This window comes from Streptomyces sp. NPDC032198 (assembly GCF_040636975.1).
Taxonomy (GTDB): domain Bacteria; phylum Actinomycetota; class Actinomycetes; order Streptomycetales; family Streptomycetaceae; genus Streptomyces.
In genome coordinates, this window is sequence record NZ_JBEZVL010000018.1 from 180822 (window position 1) to 203203 (window position 22382).

General features: G+C 71.7%; 17 protein-coding genes. 11 read left to right on the plus strand and 6 right to left on the minus strand.

What is annotated here, in order from left to right:
- The first annotated feature begins 46 nt into the window (after nt 1–46).
- Entirely contained in the window at nt 47–598 is a 552-nt protein-coding gene (locus tag AB0E78_RS37475) for a DUF1707 and FHA domain-containing protein (RefSeq protein WP_361842779.1), read from the plus strand.
- Between the two features lie 44 nt (nt 599–642).
- On the opposite strand, the gene AB0E78_RS37480 is transcribed toward AB0E78_RS37475, so the two are convergent.
- A complete protein-coding gene (locus tag AB0E78_RS37480) occupies nt 643–1893 on the minus strand; it encodes a M14 family zinc carboxypeptidase (RefSeq protein ID WP_361842781.1) in 1251 nt (416 codons plus the stop codon).
- Between the two features lie 301 nt (nt 1894–2194).
- On the opposite strand from AB0E78_RS37480, the gene AB0E78_RS37485 reads away from it, so the two are divergent.
- Complete coding sequence (locus AB0E78_RS37485) at nt 2195–3250, plus strand: cytochrome P450 (RefSeq protein WP_361842841.1); 1056 nt, start codon at nt 2195–2197, stop codon at nt 3248–3250.
- Here AB0E78_RS37485 and treY read toward each other — a convergent pair.
- Nucleotides 3230–5656: a malto-oligosyltrehalose synthase gene (gene treY, locus AB0E78_RS37490; RefSeq protein ID WP_361842784.1), complete on the minus strand. Its 2427-nt coding sequence runs from the start codon at nt 5654–5656 to the stop codon at nt 3230–3232. The two genes, AB0E78_RS37485 and treY, sit on opposite strands and share 21 nt — an antisense overlap.
- An 81-nt stretch (nt 5657–5737) precedes the next feature.
- Between treY and AB0E78_RS37495 the strand changes: the two genes are divergently transcribed.
- Nucleotides 5738–7072: an MFS transporter gene (locus AB0E78_RS37495; protein ID WP_361842786.1), complete on the plus strand. Its 1335-nt coding sequence runs from the start codon at nt 5738–5740 to the stop codon at nt 7070–7072.
- Here AB0E78_RS37495 and glgX read toward each other — a convergent pair.
- Nucleotides 7047–9155, minus strand: coding sequence for a glycogen debranching protein GlgX (gene glgX / locus AB0E78_RS37500; RefSeq protein ID WP_361842789.1), 2109 nt, complete (start codon nt 9153–9155; stop codon nt 7047–7049). The genes AB0E78_RS37495 and glgX overlap by 26 nt on opposite strands.
- A gap of 158 nt (nt 9156–9313) precedes the next feature.
- On the opposite strand from glgX, the gene AB0E78_RS37505 reads away from it, so the two are divergent.
- The 4 genes from AB0E78_RS37505 (at nt 9314) to AB0E78_RS37520 (ending at nt 13663) form a co-directional block, all read left to right on the plus strand.
- The gene (locus tag AB0E78_RS37505) at nt 9314–10099 is read left to right on the plus strand and encodes a Tat pathway signal sequence domain protein (protein WP_361842792.1); all 786 of its coding nucleotides are present in this window, start codon (nt 9314–9316) and stop codon (nt 10097–10099) included.
- A gap of 64 nt (nt 10100–10163) precedes the next feature.
- Nucleotides 10164–11480, plus strand: coding sequence for a copper amine oxidase (locus tag AB0E78_RS37510; protein ID WP_361842794.1), 1317 nt, complete (start codon nt 10164–10166; stop codon nt 11478–11480).
- Nucleotides 11481–11583: 103 nt separating this feature from the next.
- Nucleotides 11584–12825 (plus strand): SAV2148 family HEPN domain-containing protein, encoded by a 1242-nt coding sequence (locus AB0E78_RS37515; RefSeq protein ID WP_361842797.1) that lies wholly within the window; start codon nt 11584–11586, stop codon nt 12823–12825.
- A gap of 112 nt (nt 12826–12937) precedes the next feature.
- Nucleotides 12938–13663 (plus strand): 3'-5' exonuclease, encoded by a 726-nt coding sequence (locus AB0E78_RS37520; RefSeq protein WP_361842799.1) that lies wholly within the window; start codon nt 12938–12940, stop codon nt 13661–13663.
- A 29-nt stretch (nt 13664–13692) separates the two neighbouring features.
- Here the strand turns inward: AB0E78_RS37520 and AB0E78_RS37525 are convergent, their stop codons facing one another.
- Nucleotides 13693–14547, minus strand: a complete 855-nt coding sequence (locus AB0E78_RS37525) for an aminoglycoside phosphotransferase family protein (protein ID WP_361842802.1) — start codon at nt 14545–14547, stop codon at nt 13693–13695.
- Nucleotides 14548–14729: 182 nt separating this feature from the next.
- On the opposite strand from AB0E78_RS37525, the gene AB0E78_RS37530 reads away from it, so the two are divergent.
- Genes AB0E78_RS37530 through AB0E78_RS37540 form a run of 3 tightly spaced genes read left to right on the plus strand, consistent with a single transcriptional unit; the run spans nt 14730 to nt 17781 of the window.
- Entirely contained in the window at nt 14730–15653 is a 924-nt protein-coding gene (locus tag AB0E78_RS37530) for a sugar ABC transporter permease (protein WP_361842805.1), read from the plus strand.
- Nucleotides 15650–16492, plus strand: a complete 843-nt coding sequence (locus AB0E78_RS37535; RefSeq protein ID WP_361842808.1) for a carbohydrate ABC transporter permease — start codon at nt 15650–15652, stop codon at nt 16490–16492. The genes AB0E78_RS37530 and AB0E78_RS37535 overlap by 4 nt, the downstream gene beginning before the upstream one ends.
- The gene (locus AB0E78_RS37540; protein ID WP_361842810.1) at nt 16492–17781 is read left to right on the plus strand and encodes a sugar ABC transporter substrate-binding protein; all 1290 of its coding nucleotides are present in this window, start codon (nt 16492–16494) and stop codon (nt 17779–17781) included. Before AB0E78_RS37535 ends, AB0E78_RS37540 begins: the two co-directional genes overlap by 1 nt.
- A gap of 19 nt (nt 17782–17800) precedes the next feature.
- On the opposite strand, the gene AB0E78_RS37545 is transcribed toward AB0E78_RS37540, so the two are convergent.
- Entirely contained in the window at nt 17801–18541 is a 741-nt protein-coding gene (locus AB0E78_RS37545; RefSeq protein WP_361842813.1) for a response regulator transcription factor, read from the minus strand.
- Complete coding sequence (locus tag AB0E78_RS37550) at nt 18538–19743, minus strand: sensor histidine kinase (RefSeq protein WP_361842815.1); 1206 nt, start codon at nt 19741–19743, stop codon at nt 18538–18540. The genes AB0E78_RS37545 and AB0E78_RS37550 overlap by 4 nt, the downstream gene beginning before the upstream one ends.
- A gap of 285 nt (nt 19744–20028) precedes the next feature.
- On the opposite strand from AB0E78_RS37550, the gene AB0E78_RS37555 reads away from it, so the two are divergent.
- Nucleotides 20029–22248: an MMPL family transporter gene (locus AB0E78_RS37555; protein WP_361842818.1), complete on the plus strand. Its 2220-nt coding sequence runs from the start codon at nt 20029–20031 to the stop codon at nt 22246–22248.
- Nucleotides 22249–22382: the final 134 nt, after the last annotated feature.

The window sequence follows — 22382 nt, forward strand, 5'->3', positions numbered from 1 at the left end:
CCGCGTTTTCTGGACACTCCGGCCGAGCTGACCGACAATCACCAGGGTGACGTCGTCCTTTGAGTTCCACACGTACCCCGCGCGGCTGACCGACGCCGAGCGTGACAGGGCGCTGAAGGTGCTCAGGGAGGGCGCCGCCCTCGGCAAGCTGTCGCACGACACGTTCGTGCGGCGCATGGAGCTGGCGCTCGCCGCCCGTCAACCGGACGAACTCGCCGCGCTCACCGCCGATCTGCGGACCGAGGGGCGTCTCTCGCGCGTGGTGTTCGGCACCGTCGGCGCGGTCTCCGGGTTCACGGTCCGGCTGCGCAGGGCCTGGCAGGCCGAGCGCCTGCCGAAGCTGCTTCTTCCGGTGCCGGGGAACCCGCATCCGCTGCGGATCGGCCGCGACCCCGCGAACGGGCTCAGGCTCAGCCACGAGACGGTTTCCCGGGTGCACGCCGAGCTGAGCAGACAGGGCGGCATGTGGGTGCTGCGCGACCTCGGGTCGACCAACGGCACGTCCGTGAACGGCCGCCGGGTGATCGGTGCGGCCGTCGTCCAGGACGGCGATCTGATCGGCTTCGGGAAGATGAGCTTCCGGCTCTCCTCCTCGTGAAGCCCCGTGAGACCCGGCAGGGATGTGTGTGAGCCGTGCCGCGGTCAGTCGTCCTGCACGCGCGCGTGCCGCGCCGCGGCGACCGTCGTCCGTGACTGGTGCTCCACCTGGTCCTCCAGTGGCACCCAGCGCGCCCTGAACCGCTCGGCGAACGCCTCGCTCCAGTGCTGGACGAGCCGTTCGAGGCGGGGTGCGGCCGGGTCGCCCGCCGCGTCGAGGACCCGCAGCAGCATCGCGGCGGCCCGCAGCGGAAGGCGGCGCCCGAAGGCGTCGACACTGCCGATGTACGCCATCGACGTCCCCGCGGGCGGCAGCCGGGCCCAGTCGTCGGCGAGGCCGGGCACCAGGTCGAGCGCCCAGCGTGCCGCGCGCAGCAGTGGCCCCCGCGCCTCCGGGAGTCGCGGCACGGCCTCGCCGAGGATGCCCTCGACCAGGCCCGCGTCATGGCGCAGCCGCTGCGAGAAGCCGCGCAGCGCGAGCACGGGGGAGGGGTGGACGGCCGCGTCGTCCACGAGGTCGCTCGCCCACATGGGGACCTCGACGATGGCGGTCAGGCCGCCGTACCGGTGGGCGTGGTGCCAGGTCGTGTGCCGGGCGTCCTCGGGGAGGCTCGGATAGGCGGCCGCCGAACCGGGACCCGGCAGCACATGGACCCCCGGCCCCGAGACGGGCCAGCCCGCGGCGTCCGAAGCCCCCGTCTCCACCGGTATGTGCAGCTCCGCCGCCGACTTGGCGAACGGCTCCGCGAGCCCCGGGATGTCCCGCGTCAACTGCACCCAGCTGCCGCCGAGATCGGTGCCGTGCAGCGACACCTGCAAGTAGGGCCGCAGTTCGTCGATGACGCCGGTCAGGGTGCGCGTCTCCGGAGGCAGCCGGTCGGGCGGAAGGACGGAGGGGGACCACTCCGGCTGCTCGGGTCCCGCGGGCCGGAAGAAGTGCCGGTGGTAGTCGAACAGGGTGCGCGGCGCGGGCGTGCGGTGCAGGTTCGCGCCGTCCGGGTCGGCGCACAGGAGGAAGTGCCAGGAGGCGTCGGCGCGCAGGTCCTCGTCCCGCAGGGCCCATTCCGCGAGGTGGAGCAGCGTCGAGCCGCCGGTCGGTTCGTTGGCGTGCGCGCCCGCGACGACCAGGACGGCGCGCGGTGAGCGTCCGACGGACAGCAGGTGCAGAGGTCTCCCGGCGCGCGAGGCCCCCACCTGACGCAGCGTGCTGAGCTCCGGGCGGTGTGCGGCCAACTGCCTTGCGGACAGCACAAGTTCGGCCACATTGGGATAGCGCTGCTCCGCCAGTTGACTCACCCCCGTCTTGTCCGCTGACGCAATCCGCAGTACGCCACGCGGTCGGGCAGGTGTCAAGCGTGCGCCCCAAGGGGCGTCACCCCACGTCGGACCTTCTCCCCGAGCGTCACCCGAATGGGTGTATGGGAACTGCGCGAGCCGCCCGGCGGTGATCCGCTGAAACCCCCACACGCACCTGCCGGCGGGGGCGCCTAGGAGGAGCGGGGAGCCAGCCGTGTTGTCGAGCTCGTCCCCTCATGGGCACCGTCCGCCGCCGGCCGCGCCGCGTCCGTACGCGCACGCGGGACCGGCCGCGAAGGCCCTGGCCGCTCCGCTGCCCAGCCTCCTGTCCCCCGGCGTGGCGCGTGATCCCTACCGGCACTACCGCCTGCTGCGCGAGGACTTCCCCCTCGTCCGCGACGAACCCCTCGGGGCCTGGCTGCTCAGCCGGTACGCGGATGTGCGGGCCGCGCTCGCCGACGCCCGGCTCGGTGCGGAGCCGAGCGCTCCGGGCCCGGACTGCCGGGGGCTCCTGGAGCCCGCGCTGCGGGCCGCCGCCGAGCGCACCGCCTACGTCCTCGCCCGGCGCATGGCGGGGCGGCGTGAGGCCGACCTCGTCGCCGACTTCACCGCCTGGCTGCCCGCCGCCGCGGCCGTCGCCGCGCTCGGACTGCCCTGGGAGGACGCCGTACGGGCGCAGGAGTGGTGCCGGACGGGCTCCGCGCACCCCGGCGCCCCCCACCCGGAGCTGGCCGCACTGCTGCGCCCCCACGTGGTGCGGCGCCGTTCCCATCCCGGCACCGACCTGCTCTCCGCGCTGTGCGGAGGCCGGGCGGACGGGCAGGCGCTCTCGGACGACGCCGTGACCGGCCTTGCCTGCACGCTCCTCACCGGTGGCGGCGAGGCCACCGCCCTCGCGCTGGCCTCCTTCCTCGCCAACCTCCTCGACCACCCCGCCCAGTTGGACCTCGTGCGCGCCCGTCCGGGGCTGATACCCGGCGCCTGGGCGGAGTCCCTGCGCCGCGATCCGCCCGCCCCGGTCGTGCTGCGCCGCGCGACCGCGCCGATCGCCCTGGGCGGCACCACGCTGCCCGCCGGAGCCGTGGTGGCCTGCCTGATCGGCTCCGCGGGCCGCGACCCCTACCGCTTCGCCGACCCCGACCGCTACGACATCTTCCGCGCCGACCCGGCGCACCTGGCGTTCGGCGCGGGACCGCACTACTGCCCGGCCACCGCCCTGGCCGGACTCGCCGCCGAATGCGGCCTGCGGGCCCTGCTCGACGCCATGCCGGGCCTGCGCTGGGCACCCGGCTTCCGGTCCGCGCCCCGGGGCCTCATGACGCGGGCGCCGCGCCGGCTACTCGTCCGCCCCTGTTGAGACCCGCTCCAGGAGCACCACCGGCAGCTCCCCGAAAAGCTCCTCCACGCGCGCGTGCCCCGTGAACTCCCGCCCCCGGGTGAGCAGATCGGCCCACCGCCCCTCCGGCAGCTCCAGCTCCGTGGAGCGCCAGCCGCCCGCCTCGGCCAGCCGCAGGGAGAGCCGCGTCGCCGCCGCGATCACCTCTCCGGAGCGCGCGAAGGCCACGCAGTGCGCCGCACCGGGGCCCCGCGCCGCCAGCGGCTCGTACGTCGCCGCGCCGCCGAACAGCTCCGGGCGCCGCCTGCGCAGCCGCAGCGCGGTCGCCGTCACGGCCAGCTTCTCCTCGGAGAGGTCCCAGCGGTCCCGGTGCTGCTCCAGGTACTCAAGGACATGCGGCTGGAACCGCACGGGCCGCCGGTTGTCCGGGTCCACGAGCGCCCGGTACTCGCCCTCCGTGCCCTGGTAGAGGTCGGGCACCCCGGGCATCGTCAACTGGAGCAGCGTGGCCCCCAGAACACTGGCCCGCACGTGGGGCCGCAGGCCGCTCGCGAACTCCGCCACGGTGTAGAGCGGCGGCCCGCAGGGGCCCGCCTCCACGAACGCCGCCACGGCCTTCTCGTACGCCTCGTTCGGCTCGGTCCAGCTCGTGTGCAGGCCCGCCTCGCGCACGTGCTTGAGCAGGGCCTGCTGGAGCCGTTCGTCGTAGGGGAAACCGAAGCCGACGGCCGTCTGCCAGGCCGCCCACGCCAGTTGGGGATCCGGCGCGCTGGTGCCGCCCGCGCGCGCGGTCTGCTCGGTCACGTCGACCAGCAGGTCCGCCCACTTCTCCGGGCACTGCGTCAGGACGGCGATGCCCGCCCGTACGTCGGCGCTGCGCTTCGTGTCGTGCGTGGAGAGCACCGTCCCCGCGTAGGGCCAGTCGCGCTGCACGCGCGCGCAATAGGCGTGAAAGGCCTCCGGGGTCACCGCGGGACGCTCGGGGGAGCCGCCCACCTCAGCGGCCGACAGGAGCGGCGCGTGCCGGTAGAACGCCGTGTCCTCGACCGCCTTGGCCCGCAGCGCCGACGAGGTCTGCGCGAACCGCGCGCGGAAGCCGTCGACCGCGGGCCCGGACCCCAGCCGCCCCAGGACCAGGTCCCGTACGACATCGACCGCCTCGGCCTCCTCCCGTACCGCGAAGGCCGCCTTCGCCTCCTCGGCGGCACCCACCGTGAGCACCGAAGCGGGCTCGGCGCCCCCGGAGACGTACGGCCGGTAGACGGGGAGTCGCACGAGCAGCTCCAGGAGCGAGGTGCGCAGGGCCCAGGGCGCGTGGTCGCGCAGCGCGGGGTCCGCGGCGCAGAGCGCGGTCGCCTCGCGCGTGAGGCGGTCGGTCTCGGCGGCCAGCTCATGGGCGAGCACCTTGTACGCGGCGCGCCGTACCGTCGCCCCCCAGTCGCCGCCCCGGTCCACCGCGGGCGCCGTGAACCTGCGGTACTGGCCGAGGAGCTCGCCCGCCCCCGCCGGGTCCGTGAAGAGGCCGTCGAGGTGGCGCAGCGCGTCGTATCCGGTGGTGCCCGCGACGGGCCACGCGGCGGGCAGCTGCTCCCCGTCCGCGAGGATCTTCTCGACGACGGTCCAGCTGCCCCGCGTGGCCTCCTGGAGCCGCTGGAGGTACGCCCCCGGATCGGCGAGCCCGTCGGGGTGGTCGATCCGCAGCCCCTCCACGACCCCCTCCCGCAGCAGTTCGAGGATCTTCGCGTGGGTGGCGTCGAACACCTCGGGGTCCTCGACGCGCACCCCGATGAGGTCCGAAATGGTGAAGAAGCGCCGGTAGTTGAGCTCCGTACGGGCAAGGCGCCACCAGCCGAGCCGGTACCACTGCGCGTCGAGGAGCCGGGGAAGGGGCAGCTCCGCGGTGCCTTCGCGGAGGGGAAAGGCGTGCTCGTGGTAGCGCAGCACGTCGCCGTCCACCCGCAGGCGCTCCAGCTCGTCCCCGATCCCGCGCCCGAGCACCGGAAGCAGCACGCGTCCGCCGCCCGCGTCCCAGTCGATGTCGAACCACCGCGCGTACGGCGATCCGGGCCCCTCCCGCAGTACTTCCCACAGAGCGTGGTTGTGGCGCGGCACCGCCGCCATGTGGTTCGGCACGATGTCCACGACGAGGCCGAGTCCATGCGCCCGCGCGGTGCGCGAGAGGCACCGCAGCCCCTCCTCGCCGCCGAGCTCCTCGCGTACGCGCGCGTGGTCCACGACGTCGTAGCCGTGCGTGGACCCGGGAACGGCCTCAAGGACCGGCGACAGGTGCAGGTGCGAGACCCCCAGCGACGCCAGGTACGGGACGGCCGCCTCGGCGGCCTCGAAGGGGAACTCCGGCTGGAGCTGCAGTCGGTACGTGGCGGTGGGCGGCGGCGGGACCGCGGGCTCTGAGCGCTCAGGCGTCATGCGAACGTACGTACCCGCCTGGCGGGCTTTCGTGCCATCGACTCATGCTTCTGGCCGTCATGGTGTGACTAGCTTCGGACGATGGCTGCAAAAGTACAGGTCGCTCAGGACGGGCAACGGAAGGACGGAAACGGGAGCGGGGACGGGGGTGGGGGAGCACCCGGGCTCCTGGACACCTACCGGGAAGTCATCGGGCACACCGGAGTGCTCCTTCCGGTGATCTCGTTCCTCGGCAGGCTCCCCGTTGCCATGATCCAGTTCGGCAGCGTCCTGCTGGTCACCGAGACCAGCGGATCCCTCGCCACCGGCGGTGTGGTCGCCTGCGCCCTCGCGCTCGGCCAGGTGACCATGGGCCCGCTCGTCGGCCGCCTCGCCGACCGGCGGGGCCAGCGCGCCGTCGTCCTCGGCTTCTCGCTGCTCAACGCCGTGGCGATCGCGGTGTACACGCTCGGCGCCCTCCTGGAGCTGCCCACGCCCGCGCTCGTCGTCCTCGCCGTGCTCGCCGGCGCGAGCATCCCGGGGATCGGCCCGCTGGCCCGCGCACGCGCCGTCCCGCTGGTCCGCCGGGCGGGTGGTGACGACCGGCTGGTCAACACCGTGCTGTCCCTGGAGAGCACGATGGACGAGCTGTCCTTCGTGCTCGGCCCCGCCTTCGTGGGCCTCGCCGCGGTGGCGTGGCACCCGGCGTACGCGTTCGGCGCGGCAGCGCTCCTGGTCGCCGTCTGCGGCTCCGGCTTCGCACTGCACCCCACGGGCCGGACGGTGCGGGCCGCCCCGGGGTCAGGGCGGGCGGCACGCGCGCGTGGCGGCCGGGAGCGCCTTCCGCGCGCGGTCGTCGTCGTACGGGTCGGCCTCGTCTTCGTCGGCGTTCTGCTCGGCGCCTGTGGAGCGGGCATCACGGCCCTCACCGAGGAGTTGGGGCAGCCGGGCCAGGCAGGGCTCGTCTACGCCGCCATGGGCGTCATGAGCGCCGTCGTGGGGCTCTCCATGGCCGCGCTGCCCGAGCTCTTCGGCCTGTACGCCCGCTGGCGCGTGGCGACGGCCGCCGCGGCACTGCTCTCGCTGCCGCTGGTGTGGACGGACAGCATGACGGCCCTGTACCTCGTGGTGACCGTCTTCGGTGCCGTCTACGCCCCGAACCTGATCACCGGTTTCGCGCTCACCGAGCGCTCCTGCCCGCCGCGGCGCCTCGCCGAGGGGATGACGTTCGCGGCGAGCGCCTTCGTCGGCGGCCAGGCGGTCACGCTCGCCGTGGCGGGACGCCTCGCCGAGTCCTACGGGCCCGGAGCGGCGTTCGCGCTCGGCAGCGTGGCCGCCGCCGTCGCGTTCCTCGTCGCCCTTGCCGCCCGCCCCGCGGCGGACGACGGCGCGAACGCCACCACCCCTCAGGTCACGCCGGGCGCTGCAGGACGGTGAGGCTCCGGTCGGTGAGCGTCAGGCGTTCACCGGCCGCCGCCTTCGGTCCCGTGTCCGGCGGCACCCCCTCGGCCAGCGAGGTGTCCACGACCACCTGCCACTGGCGGCCGTGATTGACCGGGACGACGAACTCGAGCGGCTCCGCCGACGCGTTGAACATCAGCAGGAACGAGTCGTCGGAGATCCGCTCGCCGCGCGGACCCGGCTCCGAGATCGCGTTGCCGTTCAGGAACACCGTCAGCGCCCGCGCGTGCGACGCGTCCCAGTCCTCCTGCGTCATCTCCTCGCCCTCCGGCGTGAACCAGGCGATGTCGGAGAGCTCGTCGTGCGTGCCCTCGACCGGCCGGCCGTGGAAGAACCGCCTCCTGCGGAACACGGGGTGATCGCGCCGCAGCCACGCCATCGCGCGCGTGAACTCCAGCTGCGTGCTCTCGCCCTGGGGCCAGCGCACCCAGGCGATCTCGTTGTCCTGGCAGTAGGCGTTGTTGTTGCCTCCCTGTGTGCGGGCGAACTCGTCGCCGTGGCTGAGCATCGGTACGCCCTGCGAGAGCATCAGCGTCGCGATGAAGTTGCGCATCTGCCGCTCGCGCAGCTCCAGGACGGCCGGATCATCGGTCTCGCCCTCGGCGCCGCAGTTCCAGGAGCGGTTGTGGCTCTCGCCGTCCTGGTTGTCCTCGCCGTTGTCGTCGTTGTGCTTCTCGTTGTACGAGACGAGGTCGTGCAGGGTGAAACCGTCGTGGCAGGTGGTGAAGTTGATCGATGCCAAGGGGCGCCGCCCGTCGTCCTGGTAGAGGTCGGACGAGCCGGTGAGCCGGGACGCGAACTCGGCGAGGGTGCGCGGTTCGCCCCGCCACAGGTCACGCACGGTGTCGCGGTACATGCCGTTCCACTCGGTCCACAGCGGCGGGAAGTTGCCGACCTGATAGCCGCCCTCGCCGACGTCCCACGGCTCGGCGATCAGTTTCACCTGGCTCACCACGGGGTCCTGCTGCACGAGGTCGAAGAACGACGACAGCCGGTCCACCTCGTGGAACTGCCGGGCGAGCGTCGCCGCGAGGTCGAAGCGGAAGCCGTCCACATGCATGTCGGTGACCCAGTGCCGCAGCGAGTCCATGATCATTTGAAGCACGTGCGGCGACCGCATCAGGAGCGAGTTCCCGGTGCCCGTGGTGTCCATGTAGTAGCGCGGATCGTCCGTGAGGCGGTAGTACGAGGAGTTGTCCAAGCCCTTGTAGGAGAGCGTCGGGCCCAGGTGGTTGCCCTCGGCCGTGTGGTTGTAGACGACGTCGAGGATCACCTCGATGTTCGCCTCGTGCAGCGCCTTCACGGCCTGCTTGAACTCCAGGACCTGCTCCCCCCGGTCGCCCCAGGACGCGTACGCGTTGTGGGGCGCGAAGAAGCCGATCGTGTTGTAGCCCCAGTAGTTGTTCAGGCCCATGTCGACCAGACGGTGATCGTTCACGAACTGGTGCACCGGCATCAGCTCCAGGGCCGTCACCCCCAGCTGCACGAGGTGATCGATGACCGCCGGATGCGCGAGTGCCGCGTACGACCCGCGCAACTCCTCCGGAAGATCGGGGTGCCGCATGGTCAGGCCCTTCACATGGGCCTCGTAGAGCACGGTCTCGTTGTACGGGGTGCGCGGCGGACGGTCGTCGCCCCAGTCGAAGTACGGATTGACCACCACGGACGTCATCATGTGCGGCGCCGAGTCCAAGTCGTTGCGCTTGTCCGGGGCGCCGAAACGGTAGCCGTACACCTCCTCGCCCCAGTCGATCCGGCCGCTGACGGCGCGGGCGTACGGATCGAGCAGGAGCTTCGCCGAGTTGCAGCGGTGCCCCTGCGCGGGGTCGTACGCGCCGTGCACACGGAAGCCGTACCGCTGGCCCGGCATCACGCCGGGCAGATAGGCGTGCAGCACGAACGCGTCGGACTCACGCAGCTCGACGGCTGTCTCCGAGCCGTCGTCGTGCAGCAAACAGAGCTCTATGCGGTCGGCGGCCTCGGAGAAGACCGCGAAGTTCGTGCCGGCGCCGTCGTACGTGGCACCGAGTGGATACGCCTGTCCTGGCCACACCTGCATGCATACGACTCTTCCACTACCGCCCCCTCGGCCCGGGGTCACTTTGGTCAGAGTCTCCCCGAAAGTGGGGCAACCACGCGGGAGTTGAACCCGTCTAACCGTCCGACCACATACTCGGTATGCCCTTTGAAGGGGCTCGTGGGGGAAATGGGGAGTAAGTGAGAGAGCTAGTCAGACGCCACCTGGGGAAGGTGGTGGCGGGCGCGGCAGTAGCGGTGGCCGCCACCGCGGTGCTGGTGGGCGTCACACTGCCGGGGGCGGGCGAGTCGGGGGGCCGCCAGGCCAACGCGGCGGACGCGAAGCAGGACGCCGTCATGAAGGACGGTGTCGTCGAGGCAGCGCCCGACGAGGGTGAGAAGGGCATAGGCAGCGACCCGCTGACCGATGCGGAGATCAAGCGCGCGGAGAAGGCGTCGGTGTCGGGCGCCCTGCGCTCCAGTGCCAGGGACGTCGAGGGCGACCGCGGCCCGCAGCTCCTTTCGACGAACCTCAGTGAGCCGGAGCCGACCGATGCGGGCGCCGCGGCCCCGCGCCGCGCGGAAGTCGTCTACTACGACTACAAGAAGGACGCGGTCATCACCAAGACGGTCAACGTGGAGACCGGCAAGGTGGAGGACACGACCACCGCGCAGAACGTCCAGCCGCCGCCCAGCCAGGAAGAGCTCGCCGAGGGCGCCGGGCTGCTGATCGCCGACCCGCTCGGCAAGGGCCTGAAGCAGGACTTCAAGCACGCCACGGGCAAGGCGCTGACCGGCCCGGGACAGCTGCAGCTGAGCGGCATGGTCTTCCGCAAGGAGACCGTCGAGCGCGTCCCGGCCAACCTCGCCGACTGCGGCAAGCACCGGTGCCTGCAGGTCGTCACCAAGGTCAAGAACGGCCCGTGGATCGACACCCGGTCCCTCGTCGTCGACCTGAGCACCCGCTCCGTCGGCCGCCTCGGCTGATCTCGGCCCACCGCGCACGACACCACACTTCTGCTTCTCCTCGTACGAGGGAGTTCACAACGCAATGCACGTCAACAGACTTTCGCGCGCCCGCACCAGGGTCACCATGGCCCTCGCGGTCTCCGCGCTCATCGGCGGCGCCGCCACCGTCGCCTCACCCGCATCGGCCGCGCCCAAGGCGCCCAGCGCCCCCACGGCGGCCGCCGACTGCAGTGACGCCTACAAGATCGAGCAGACCGTCGACGGCGGCACGACCTGGCGCATGTGCTGGCACTACAACACGCTCTCGGGTCTCATCCTCGACAAGATCAGCTACCAGCCCAAGGACGAGGCGAAGCCGATACCCGTCCTGACCAGCGCCCGCCTCGCGCAGGTCCACGTCCCCTACGACGACGGCCAGGCCGAGTACGACGACGTCACCGGCACCGACTTCGGCCAGGCCCTGCAGGACCTGAACCCCGGCGAGTGCCCCGGCGGCACCATCAAGACCGTGAAGGTCCCGCAGCGGGGCGACGTGAAGGGGCTGTGCGCCACCACGCGCGCGCGTGGCCACGCGTACCGCCTCAACGACGACCAGAGCACCGGCGGCACCGGCAAGGTCTACACGGGTCAGGGCAAGGACCTGCTCGTCTACACCGTGAACAAGGCCTCCTGGTACGAGTACATCACCGAGTGGCGCTTCTCCTCGGACGGCACCATCACCTCCCAGGTCGGCGCGACCGGCAGCCTCTCCCCGTACGACTACGACGGCGGCGACAGCCGCGGCTGGCCCATCGGCAAGGGCGACCAGGCCAAGGCCGAGAGCCACGCCCACAACGTCTTCTGGCGGCTCAACTTCGGCCTGGACGGCTCCCCGAAGGCCAAGGTCGAGCAGTACGACTCCAAGGTCACCCCGCCCACCGGCCAGGGCAGCCCCACCACGAAGACCACCCGCACCAAGGTCACCAAGGAGCTCGCCGGTGACAGCAAGGACATGCGCTGGTGGCGCGTGGTCAGCGGGGCCGGCAAGAACAAGGACGGCCACCCCCGTTCGTACGAGATCGTGCCCGGGGCCAGCAACAAGCACGCCGGACGCCCCTTCACCAAGCACGACGTGTACTTCACCGAGTACAAGAAGTGCGAGCAGTACGCGAGCAACAACCCGGGATGTGCGGCCGGGGCACCGACGAGCGTCGACAAGTGGGTGAACGGTCAGTCCCTGACACACCCGGTCACCTGGGTCCATATCGGCTTCCACCACATCGCCCGCGACGAGGACCAGCAGCCGATGCCGGTCCACTGGCAGGGCTTCTCGCTGGCCGCGCGCGACGTGACCGCTATGAGCCCGCTCACTCCGCAGGACCTCGCCAACCAGAACGGCCAGCCGCCAATGGGTGGTTGAGAATCCACCCTTGCCATCCGGCTGCACCGCCCGCCGCTCCCGGAGTACCCTTCCTTGATCGTTGAACGGGGGAGTGCTCGGGGGAGCGGAAGGGGTGCGCTGGGTGAGCTCGGGAGGGCGGGAACTGCCCCCTGGTGACGAGGGTCACGAGGGGGGTCCCGCGGACGGCCCGCCCGGAGCGGTGTCCCTGGCGCGGCCGATGGAGATGGGATCTCAGATCGGACCCGAACTGGACTGGGGCGCCGACGCCTGGCGCGAGGTGCGCACGCGCGCCCAGCGCGCCGGGCGGGCCTACATCTGGCTGAATCTCGTGGAGCAGCGGCTGCGCGCGGTCGTGGCCGCTGTTCTGCGTCCCATCTACGAACCGGTGCACGCCGACGACTGGGTGGTCGCCGCCGCCGGACCAGCCGGGCAGGAGTGGGTGCAGCGGGCCGTCGCCGTACGCGAAGTGAGCCGCCGCAAGGGGTACTTGCTCGACCCGGCCGACGACAACGTCCTCAGCTTCCTCACGCTGCCCCAGCTGCGCGAGCTGATGGTGCAGCACTGGCCGTGCTTCGAGCCGTACTTCGACGACCGCAGGGACGTCGAACTCGCCCTGGACGAGCTGGAGGTGACCCGCAACGTCGTCTCCCGCAACCGCGCCCTGTCCACCGCCGTGCTCGCCCAGGCGGAGCGCGCGTCGGCCAAGCTCCTGGACATACTCGGCGCGGGCACGGACACGCCCTCCGCGCGCCGGCTGCCCGTCGACGCCGTGGAGTCCCTGGTCGGCGACCGGTACGCCGACGTGGTGGGCGTCCACTCGGACCGGGTGCGGCTGCTGAGGCAGTTCCCCGCCGAGGACATCTTCGGGGGCGCCCGCCGCCTCGACGCGATCGGGATCGGCCTGAACCTCCTGGTCCAGAACTTCTCCGGACGCCGCCTGGTGCGCCTCGCGGAGTCCGGCTGCCGGGTGCGGCTGCTCTTCCTCAACCCGGCGAGCAGCGCGGTCAAGCGCAGGGAGCGTGAACTGGGCCTGAAGCGCGGTGAATTGAGCCGTAGCGTCGAGATGAACATCCTGCACATGCGCCGGGTGCGGGCCCGCCTGCGCGACCCGGGCGCCTTCGAGATCCAGGTCTTCGACGAGACGCCGCGCTTCACCGCGTATCTGGTCGACGGGGACGGCGCGGACGGCATCGCGGTCGTCCAGTCGTATCTGCGCAGGACGCGTGGGATGGAGGCGCCGGTGCTCGTGCTGCGCGGGGGCCGCCGGGTGGTGAAGGCGGACGAGCCGGACGAGAGCGGACTCTTCGAGACGTACCGGGAGGAGTTCGAGCTGGCCTGGGCGGACTCGCGGCCGGTCTCCTGAGCCGTCTCCCGAGCCGTCCCCGGCGGCAAGCGGAAGGTGGGCCTCGGATTGTCAGTGGCCCGTGGGATCGTGGTGGTCAATGGGGGAAAGCACCACAGAGAAGGGGGCGGCCATGGGCTGGCACCGGGAGCTGCTGATCGGTTTCGACCTGGAGACGACCGGGACGGACCCGCGCGAGGCACGCATCGTGACGGGCGCGGTGATCGAGGTCAGGGCCGGCGAGACGCTGGGCCGCAGGGAATGGCTCGCCGACCCGGGGGTCGAGATCCCGGCGGACGCGGTGGCGGTGCACGGCATCTCGAACGAACGGGCGGCCAGCGACGGCAGACCGGCCGCGGAGGTCGCCGACGCGATAGCCGCCGTGCTCGTCTCGTACTGGCAGTCCGGTGTCCCGGTCGTGGCGTACAACGCGACCTTCGACCTGACCCTGCTCTCCGCCGAGTTGCGCAGGCACGGCCTGCCGTCCCTGCGCGAGCGCCTGGGCGGCGCGGAACCGGCCCCGGTCATCGATCCGTACGCGATCGACCGCTCCGTCGAGCGCTACCGCAAGGGCAAGCGGAACCTCGAAGCGGTCTGCACCGAGTACGGCGTGCTCCTGGAATCGGCGCACGACGCCACGTCGGACGCCCTGGCCGCGGCCCGCCTGGCCACCGCTATAGCCGACCGCCACCCGAAGCTGGCCGCGTTCGGACCGGCGGAGCTGCACCGCCGCCAGATCGAGTGGTACGCGGAGTGGGCGGCGGACTTCCAGAAGTTCCTTCGGAAGAAGGGCGAGACGGACGCGGTGGTGGACGGCACGTGGCCGCTCCGGGAGGAGTTCAGCGCGTCCGGCGTCTGACCCCGCCGCGGGCGTCTGACCCCGACGCGTCAGAAGGGGTACCACCGCACGCTCGGGTCACCGTCGCGGAGTGACGCGACCCGGCGGCGGAACTCGGCCAGCGCCTTCGGGTTGGTCGGCGCGTGCTGCGCGACCCATGCGCAGCTCGCCGTCTCCCGGGCGCCCCGGAGCACCGCGCACCCCTCCCACTCCCGCACGTCCCAGCCGTACTCCGCGACGAACCCGTCGTACGCCTCGGCCGGCAGTCCGTACCGATCCCGCGAGAGCGCCATCACCACCAGGTCGTGCTCCCGCAGATCGGCGGAGAAGGTCTCCAGGTCGACCAGGACCGGACCGTCCGCGCCCACCAGGACGTTGCGGGGCAGCGCGTCGCCATGGATGGGGCCGGGGGCGAGCCGGGGGGTGAGTGCCGCTGCCGCCGCCTCGAACCCGTCCCTGCGCTCCCGCAGATAGTCCGCGTCCGCCACGTCGATCGCGTCGCCGGCGAGCCGCAGCCATCGCTCGACGCCGCCGAGCAGCTCACGCCGGGGCAGCTCGAACTCCGGCGCGGGAAGCGCGTGCACGAGGCGCAGGAGTGCCGCGAGGTCGCGCGGCTCGGCGGGGCGCACGGACTCCGGGAGGCGGTGCCACACCGTCACCGGGTGCCCGTCCACGAGCCGGGGTTCGCCCTCGGCGGCCCGCACCGCGGGCACCCCGGAGTCCTCAAGCCAGCGCGCGATCCGCAACTCCCGCCGCGCGCGGTCGAGAAGCTCGGGCGCCGCACGGCCGACCTTGACCACCGTCCCGCCACTGCCGAACACCGCGTTCTCCCCCAGGGCGAGCAGCGCCGCGTCCCGCTCAAGACCCGCGGCGTCCAGTACGTCCCGTGCCCGCGCCTCGTCCATCCGTTGCCTCCCGCACCGCTCGCTGCGTTCGCCACGCAGCCCGGCGCACAGTCTCCCATTCGCACAGGCCAAGGGGTTGCGAGGCCTGCGTAGCTGCTTGACGTATCAAGATCCCATCAGCACGATGACGGGGGCCGCCTGGGCGGCCAAACCCCGATGAGCCGCCCAAAGGAGCCGATTCCGTGACATTGGCGACCGCGACAAAGCGGTCAGAGAACGGCGCGTCCGCCCGCAGAGGCGCGGACCACGGCGCCTGGTTCCTGGTGCTGCCCGCGCTGATCCCGATCCTCGTCCTCAGCGTGGGCCCGCTCCTCTACGGCATCACGCTCGCGTTCACCGACTCCCAGTCGGGCCGCACCGAGCCCACCGAGTGGATCGGCCTCCTGAACTTCCAGGACCTGCTGCACGACACCCTGTTCTGGGACTCGTTCCGCATCGGCCTGCTGTGGGCGGTCGGCGTCACCGTGCCGCAGTTCCTGCTCGCGCTCGGCCTGGCCCTCCTGCTCAACCAGAACCTGCGGTTCCGCTGGCTGGCACGGTCCCTCGCGATCATTCCGTGGGCGATGCCCGAAGTGGTCGTCGGCATCATGTGGCGCCTGGTCTACAACCCGGACGCGGGCGTCCTGAACGAGACCCTGAGCAACCTAGGCCTGGGCGACGGCCGCGACTGGCTCACGGGACTGAGCACCGCACTGCCCGCGGTGATCGTCGTGGGCATCTGGGCCGGCATGCCGCAGACCACCGTGGCGCTGCTCGCCGGGCTCCAGAACACCCCGCGCGAACTGCACGAGGCCGCCGAGATGGACGGCGCGGGCGCCTGGCGCCGCTTCCGCACGGTCACCTGGCCCGCCCTGAAGCCGGTCGCCCTGGCCATCACGGCACTCAACTTCATCTGGAACTTCAACTCCTTCGCCCTCGTCTACGTCCTGACGAACGGCGGCCCCGGCGGCCGCACCCGCCTCCCCATGCTCTTCGCCTACGAAGAGGCGTTCCGCTACGGCCAGTTCGGCTATGCGGCGGCGATGGGCTGTGTGATGGTCGCGGTGATCTCGGTCATCCTCGCGTTCCACCTCGCGGGCCGGCTGAGGGGAGGCGACGAGAAGTGAGCACCACACGCACCAGCAAGCCCGCACGCGCCGGGCAGTACCTCGCGCTCCTCGGCTACCTCGTCTTCCTCGCCTTCCCCTTCCTCTGGCTGATCTCCACGGCCTTCAAGCCGCCGCGCGAGCTGGCGAGCCTGCACCCCACCTGGATCCCCAAGGACCCCACCCTCGCCAACTTCCGCCAGGCCTTCGACGAACAGCCGCTCCTGCGCGCCGCGGGCAACTCCCTGATCGCGGCGGTCTGCGCGGCGCTCATCGCCGTCGCCATCGCGACACCGATGGCGTACGTCATGGCACGGCACCGCACGGTCCTCGCGCGGGCGGCCACCGGCTGGGTCGTGGTCAGCCAGGCATTCCCGTTCGTCCTGGTGATCATCCCGCTCTTCCTGGTCTTGAAGAACCTCGGTCAGATCAACTCCCTGCCCGGCCTGATCATGGTCTACGTGGTGTGGGCGCTGCCCTTCGCGCTGTGGATGCTGGTGGGCTATGTGCGCGCCGTGCCCATGGAGTTGGAGGAGGCGGCGGCGGTCGACGGCGCGGGCAAGCTGCGTACGCTCGTCTCGGTCACCGCGCCGCTGCTGGCGCCCGGCATCGTGGCCACGGTCCTCTTCGCCTTCATCACCGCGTGGAACGAATTCTTCTTCGCGCTCGTGCTGCTCAAGACCCCGGAGAAACAGACGTTGCCGGTCGTCCTCACGCACTTCATCGGCGCGGAGGGTGCGGCCGACCTCGGCCCGCTCGCCGCGGCCGCGTTCCTGGCCACCCTCCCCTCGCTCATCATCTTCGCGCTCATCCAGAAGCGGATCACCGGCGGCATGCTGACCGGGGCGGTGAAGAGCTGATGCGCGCACGGACCGCCACCGCGCTGACCGCGGCCCTCGCCCTGCTGCTCGCCGGATGCAGCGGTGATTCCGACGGGTCCGACGACGGGAAGATCACCCTCCGCTTCCAGTCGCTCGCCTGGCAGAAGGAGTCGGTCGACGCCAACAGGGAACTCGTCAAGGAGTGGAACGCCACCCATCCCGACGTCAAGGTCGAGTACGTCCAGGGCAGTTGGGACAGCGTCCACGACCAGCTCCTCACCTCCTTCGAGGGCGGCGAGGCGCCGGACATCATCCATGACGCGTCGGACGACCTCGCCGACTTCGCGTACGGCGGGTATCTCGCCGACCTCGACGAGCTGCTCCCCGACCGGCTCAAGTCCGACATCCCGGAGCGGAGCTGGCAGACGACGACGTTCGGGGACGGCGTCTACGGAGTGCCGTTCCTCCAGGAGCCCCGCGTCCTGATCGCCAACGCGAAGTGGCTGAAGAAGTCGGGCGTACGGATCCCGACCCCCGAGAAGCCGTGGTCCTGGGACGAGTTCCGGACGGTCTCGAAGGAACTGAGCGACGGCAAGGGCAAGTACGGCGTGGCCTGGCCGCTCAAGGAGCCGGTCTCCGCGACGCTCAACCTCTCGCTCTCCACCGGCGGCCGGATGTTCCACCGTGGCGACGACGGCAAGGTCGGCATCCGCTTCGACAAGGCCGACGCGATCATGCCGCGCACGGTCCACGACCAGGTCAACACCGACAAGAGCGCGTCCAGCACGACCCTGGGCATGGGCGGCTCGGACACGCTGCCGGGCTTCTTCGGCGGCAAGTACGCGATGGTCCCGCTCGGCTTCTCCTACCGTCAGCAGATCGTCCAGCAGGCACCCAAAGGCTTCGACTGGCAGGTGCTGCCTGCCCCCGCCGGGGCGGAGGGGCTCGCGCAGGGCGTCAGCCCGCAGACGCTGTCGGTCTCCGAGGACACCGCACACAAGAAGGAGGCCGTCGAGTTCATCGACTTCCTCCTCCAGCCGAAGAACATGGTGCGCCTCGCGCAGGGCGACTGGATGCTGCCGACGGGCGAACAGGCCCTCAAGGACCCGGCCCTGCACACCACGAAGAACGACTGGGCGACGGGCACCGCGCTCGCGAAGGATCTCCGCTCGGCGCCCGCCCAGTCGGTGCGCGGCTACGCGGAGTGGAAAGACAAGGTGGCGACCCCGGCGCTGCAGGAGTACTACAGCGGGGCGATCGACATGGACGAGCTGAGCAAACGGCTGGTGACGGACGGAAACCTGGTGCTCAAGAGGTATCAGCGCTAGGCCCTCCCCAAGGAGGCGATCAGCGGGGGAGCCCGGCCCCGTTCCCCTGACCTGCCCGCACGAGCCCCGATTCGTACGCGGCGATGACCGCCTGCGCGCGGTCGCGGACGCCCAGTTTCGCGAAGATGCCGGTGGCGTGGTTCTTCACGGTCTGCACGCCGATCTCCATCCGCTGCGCGATCTCGGCGTTGTCGAGGCCCGCGGCGATCAGCCGGAGCACGTCGACCTCGCGCGGCGTGAGCCCGGCGAGGTCGGCCGTCGGCGGGTGCGCGGCCGGGGCCGGGGTCACGAAGGTGGCGAGCAGCCGGGTCAGGAGCCGCGGGGCGACGACGGCCTCGCCGCGGTGGACGGTGCGCAGCGCGGCCACCAGCTCCTCGGGGGAGACGTCCTTGGGCAGGAACCCCGAGGCCCCCGCCCGCAGGGCGCCCACCACGTGCTCGTCCATGTCGAAGGTGCTGAGCGCGAGGACCCTGCACCCGGGCAACTCGGCGGCCAGCCGTTCGGTGGCCCGGACACCGTCGAGCACGGGCATGCGGATGTCCATCAGGACCACGTCGGGGCGGAGTTCGAGGGCCGCCGCGATGGCCTGCTCGCCGTCGCCCACTTCGCCGACGACCCGGATGGCGGGGTCCGAGAGCAGGATCAGCGACAGGCCCCGGCGCACCAGCGGCTGGTCGTCCGCGATGAGCACGCTGATGCCGCCGGGCTCGGCTCCGGGGTCGGTCCCGGGCTCGGGTTCGGGTGCGGTCGGGGAGGTCATGGGGTCCTGTCCTTCTCGTACGTGTCGGTGGACAGCGGCACGCTCGCGGTCACCGCGAATCCGCCCTCCTCGCGGCTGCCGGCCCGCAGGGAGCCGTCATGCAGGGCGACGCGCTCCCGCATGCCCAGAAGACCGTACCCACCGCCTTCGCCCTTCCCGCCATGCGCCCTGCCGTCACCGGCGCCGTCGTCGGCCACCTCGACGGTGACGTGGTCCTGGAGATACGCGAGCCGCACCGTGGCGCGGGCGGGCCCCGCGTGTTTGCGGGCGTTGGTCAACGCCTCCTGGACGATCCGGTAGAGGGTGAGACCGACCGGCATCGGCAGCGCCACGGGCCGCCCGGTGACGTGGAGTTCGGCCGGCAGGCCCGCGGCGGTCGAATCGGCGACGAGCCGCTCGATGCCGTCCACCCCCGGCTGGGGTTCCGACGGCGCCTCCTCCGGGGTGTCGGTGCTGCGCAGGACCCCGAGGAGCTGCCGCATCTCCCGCAGCGCCGTGCGGCCGGACTCCTCCAGGGTCACCAGGGCCTCGCGGGCCGTGTCCGGGTCGCGGTCCAGGGTCGACCTGGCCCCGCCGGACATCAGGTACATGGTGGTGATGTGGTGGGCCACGATGTCGTGCAGCTCGCGCGCGATGCGGCGCCGTTCCTCGGTCACCGCGCGATCCGCGAGGAGCTTGCGGTTGATGTCCAGCTGCCGCTTCCACTGCCGCACGGCCAGGCCGATGGCGACGATGAGGCAGGGCGTGACCAGCACGTCGGTGAGGCCCACCCCCAGGAAGGGCACGTCGTTGTTCAGGTAGCGCGCGAGCTGCACGGGTGCGGTGGCCAGGATGCTCAGCGCCACGGCGCGCCGCTCGCTGTGCCGGGCCACGGTGTAGAGCGCCACCGCGACGGCGCCGCCGTAGCTGTTCGACATCGGCGTGCCCGGGTCGACGGCGAGGCCGAGGTTGACGGCCGCCTGCACGGTGAGGACCACGGCGAGCACCGGCACGGCGTGATGGCGTCTGAAGAGCAGCGGGACCGCGGACGAGACGACCAGCAGGATCCCGAGGACGGTGACGGGCGCACCGGGTGCCTCCTCGCCGGGGGCGAGGTAGGCCAGTACGTCGAGCCCCACCGCGACGACGGCGACCGCCGCGTCGCCCGGCGTCGGCCGCGGCCCGCCCGTGGGCGGTGCCGGTGGGAAGAAATCGCGGCCCATCCGGGCGCCTCCTGGTCGAGCGTCGAGCGTCGAGCGGTGCCGCGGGTCCTGAAGTTCCCGCCTTTCCCCACCCATTAGATCCCGGACCGCCGGGCCGGTGATCGGCGCGTGGGCGGTTCTTCCGCCCAGTACTGGAGTACTGCCCGCGACGGAGTACCGGACCACGGTCACGGGTGCGTCCCCTTCCGGCGGCCGACGCTCTCAAGGGGTCTGCCGTGATGACCTGTTGGAGCCTCGAGGAATTCTCCTGGCCATTCCGCCGCCCGGGAAAAGCAGGGACAAGAAATGATCCGCAAGCTGACCTCGTTCTCCACCCGACATCGATGGCTGACGATCGTCGTATGGACGATCCTCGGAGCGGCCCTGTCGCTTGTGGGAAATTCGATGATGTACGACGTCACCGACTCCCAGGCGGGGGATTTCCTGCCCAAGAAGTACGACTCGGCTGTCGCCCTGCGCATCGCGGAGGACGAGTTCGGCACCAAGCCCGACCCCAACGCCCTGACCGTGCTGGTCGGCAGGGACGACGGCAAGAAGCTCACGGCGGGCGACCAGCGCAGGATCGCCGCCACCGCTGCTGACCTGGGCCGGGAGCGGATCGTCGCGCCGAAGCCCGAAGAGCTCATGAAGGACCACTCGCAGACCCCGCGGGTATCGCCGGGAGCCGTCGCCCCGGACAAGTCCTTCCGGCTCCTGACCGTGTCCCTCTCCGGAAATCCCGCCGACCCGGGTCTGCAGGACGTCTACAAGAAATTCCGGGACGGCGCGAAGGACGAATTCGCCGCCGACGGCCTGCGGGTGGGATTCACCGGCGGAATAGCCTCCACGGTGGACAACACGGATGCCGAGGAGCCCACGGGCAAAGTCGTCGGCAGCCTGACGATGGGCCTCATCGTCGTCCTGAACGTGCTGGTGTTCCGCAGCCTGGCCGCCGCGTTCGTGCCGCTCATCGCGGTCGCGCTGATCGGCGGTGTCGCATCGGGAGCGGTGGTCGGCGCGGCGAAGCTCTTCGGCATCAACCTCGACCCGTCCACTCCCTCGCTGATCGGTGTCGTACTCCTGGGAATCGGGATCGACTATTTCCTCTTCCTGATGTTCCGGTTCAGGGAGCAGCTGCGGAACCATCCCGAGCAGAACGCCCGGTCGGCCGCGGCCGAGACGACAGGGCGCGTGGGCAGCGCGATCACGTCCGCGGCCCTGACGATCGTGGCGGCGTTCGCGACGCTCGGCCTGGCGAGCTTCGGGCAGTTCCGGGTCCTCGGCCCCGCCATCGCGATCTCCGTGCTCGTCATGCTCCTCGCCAGCCTCACGCTCATGCCCGCACTCCTCGCCGTGCTCGGCCGCGGCATGTTCTGGCCCGCCCGCGCCTGGAAGACGGAGCGCACCGGAGGGATCAGCGCCCGCCTGGGGCAGGCGGTGACCGCACGGCCCGTGCGGTACGCACTCGGCAGTCTGGTGCTGCTCGGCGCGCTCGGCGCCGGCGCGATCGGCATGAAGATGAGCTACGACCAGCAGGGCCTGCACGAGACCGCCGCGGTCCGGACGGCGGAGCAGATCTCCCGCAGCCTGCCCGCGGGAGTGTCCGACCCGCACAGCGTGTACGTACAGAGCACCGACGGCGGTGACATCAAGGCGAGTTCGCTCACCGGCATGACCCGTGCCCTCGCCAAGGCTCAGGGTGTCGGCGAGGTGGGCAAGCCGGTGCTCAGCAAGGACCGCACGGCCGCGCGGGTCGACCTGTTCCTGAGCGTCGAGTCCGATACGCAGAAGGCACGCGACCTGGTCTCCGGGCCCGTCAGGGACACGGCAGCGCGGACCGCCCCGCAGGGCACCAAGGCGTACGTCACGGGAACGGCCGCCGTCTTCGCCGACATCTCGACGGCCGTGGAGAAGGATCTGCGCCTGGTGTTCCCGGTCGCCGCCCTGCTGATCGCGGTGATCCTCTTCCTGCTGCTGCGCTCCCTGCTCGCACCGGTCGTCCTGATGATCGCCGTGGGGCTCGGGTTCGTGGCCACCCTCGGCGCGAGCACGCTGCTCTTCCAGCACGGCCTCGACCGGCCCGGGGTGTCGTTCACGCTGCCCCTGGTGCTCTTCCTGTTCGTCGTCGCCCTCGGTACCGACTACAACATCCTGATCACCGACCGGATCAGGGAGGAGATGGAGAAGCCGGTCCCGGCGCGGCACGCGGTGGCCGAGGCGGTCCGGCACACCGCGCCCGCCGTCGCCACGGCCGGCATCGTGCTCGCGGGTTCCTTCGCCAGTCTCGCCGCGAGCCCCTCCACCCAGGAGATCGGCTTCGCCACCGGCCTGGGGATCCTGCTGTCCTCGCTCGTGCTCTCCCTCGTCCTGGTGCCCGCGCTCGCCGCGCTCCTCGGCCGCGGGCTGTGGTGGCCGCGCAGGGCGGCCAAGACCCAGGGCCGCCACCACACACCGGACGGGCCGCCGCCCGCCCCCGAGGAGTACTGGCCGCAGGCCTCCGCCCGGGCGTACTCCGAACGGCATTAGGCGGCACGGGAGGCACGGCCGGCACGGGTGGCACGGAGTCGGGGGGGGGGGGCCCGCCGCCCCCCCCCCCCCCACCCCCCCCCCCCCAAAACCCCCCCCCCCCCCCCCCCCCCCCCGAAAGGGCCCCCCCGTAC

Excerpts from the sequence above, each read along its gene's own strand:
- treY (WP_361842784.1), bottom strand. The coding sequence starts at position 5,656 with ATGACGCCTGAGCGCTCAGAGCCCGCGGTCCCGCCGCCGCCCACCGCC.
- AB0E78_RS37495 (WP_361842786.1), top strand. The coding sequence starts at position 5,738 with ATGGCTGCAAAAGTACAGGTCGCTCAGGACGGGCAACGGAAGGACGGA.
- glgX (WP_361842789.1), bottom strand. The coding sequence starts at position 9,155 with ATGCAGGTGTGGCCAGGACAGGCGTATCCACTCGGTGCCACGTACGAC.
- AB0E78_RS37510 (WP_361842794.1), top strand. The coding sequence starts at position 10,164 with ATGCACGTCAACAGACTTTCGCGCGCCCGCACCAGGGTCACCATGGCC.
- AB0E78_RS37520 (WP_361842799.1), top strand. The coding sequence starts at position 12,938 with ATGGGCTGGCACCGGGAGCTGCTGATCGGTTTCGACCTGGAGACGACC.
- AB0E78_RS37525 (WP_361842802.1), bottom strand. The coding sequence starts at position 14,547 with ATGGACGAGGCGCGGGCACGGGACGTACTGGACGCCGCGGGTCTTGAG.
- AB0E78_RS37540 (WP_361842810.1), top strand. The coding sequence starts at position 16,492 with ATGCGCGCACGGACCGCCACCGCGCTGACCGCGGCCCTCGCCCTGCTG.
- AB0E78_RS37545 (WP_361842813.1), bottom strand. The coding sequence starts at position 18,541 with ATGACCTCCCCGACCGCACCCGAACCCGAGCCCGGGACCGACCCCGGA.
- AB0E78_RS37550 (WP_361842815.1), bottom strand. The coding sequence starts at position 19,743 with ATGGGCCGCGATTTCTTCCCACCGGCACCGCCCACGGGCGGGCCGCGG.
- AB0E78_RS37555 (WP_361842818.1), top strand. The coding sequence starts at position 20,029 with ATGATCCGCAAGCTGACCTCGTTCTCCACCCGACATCGATGGCTGACG.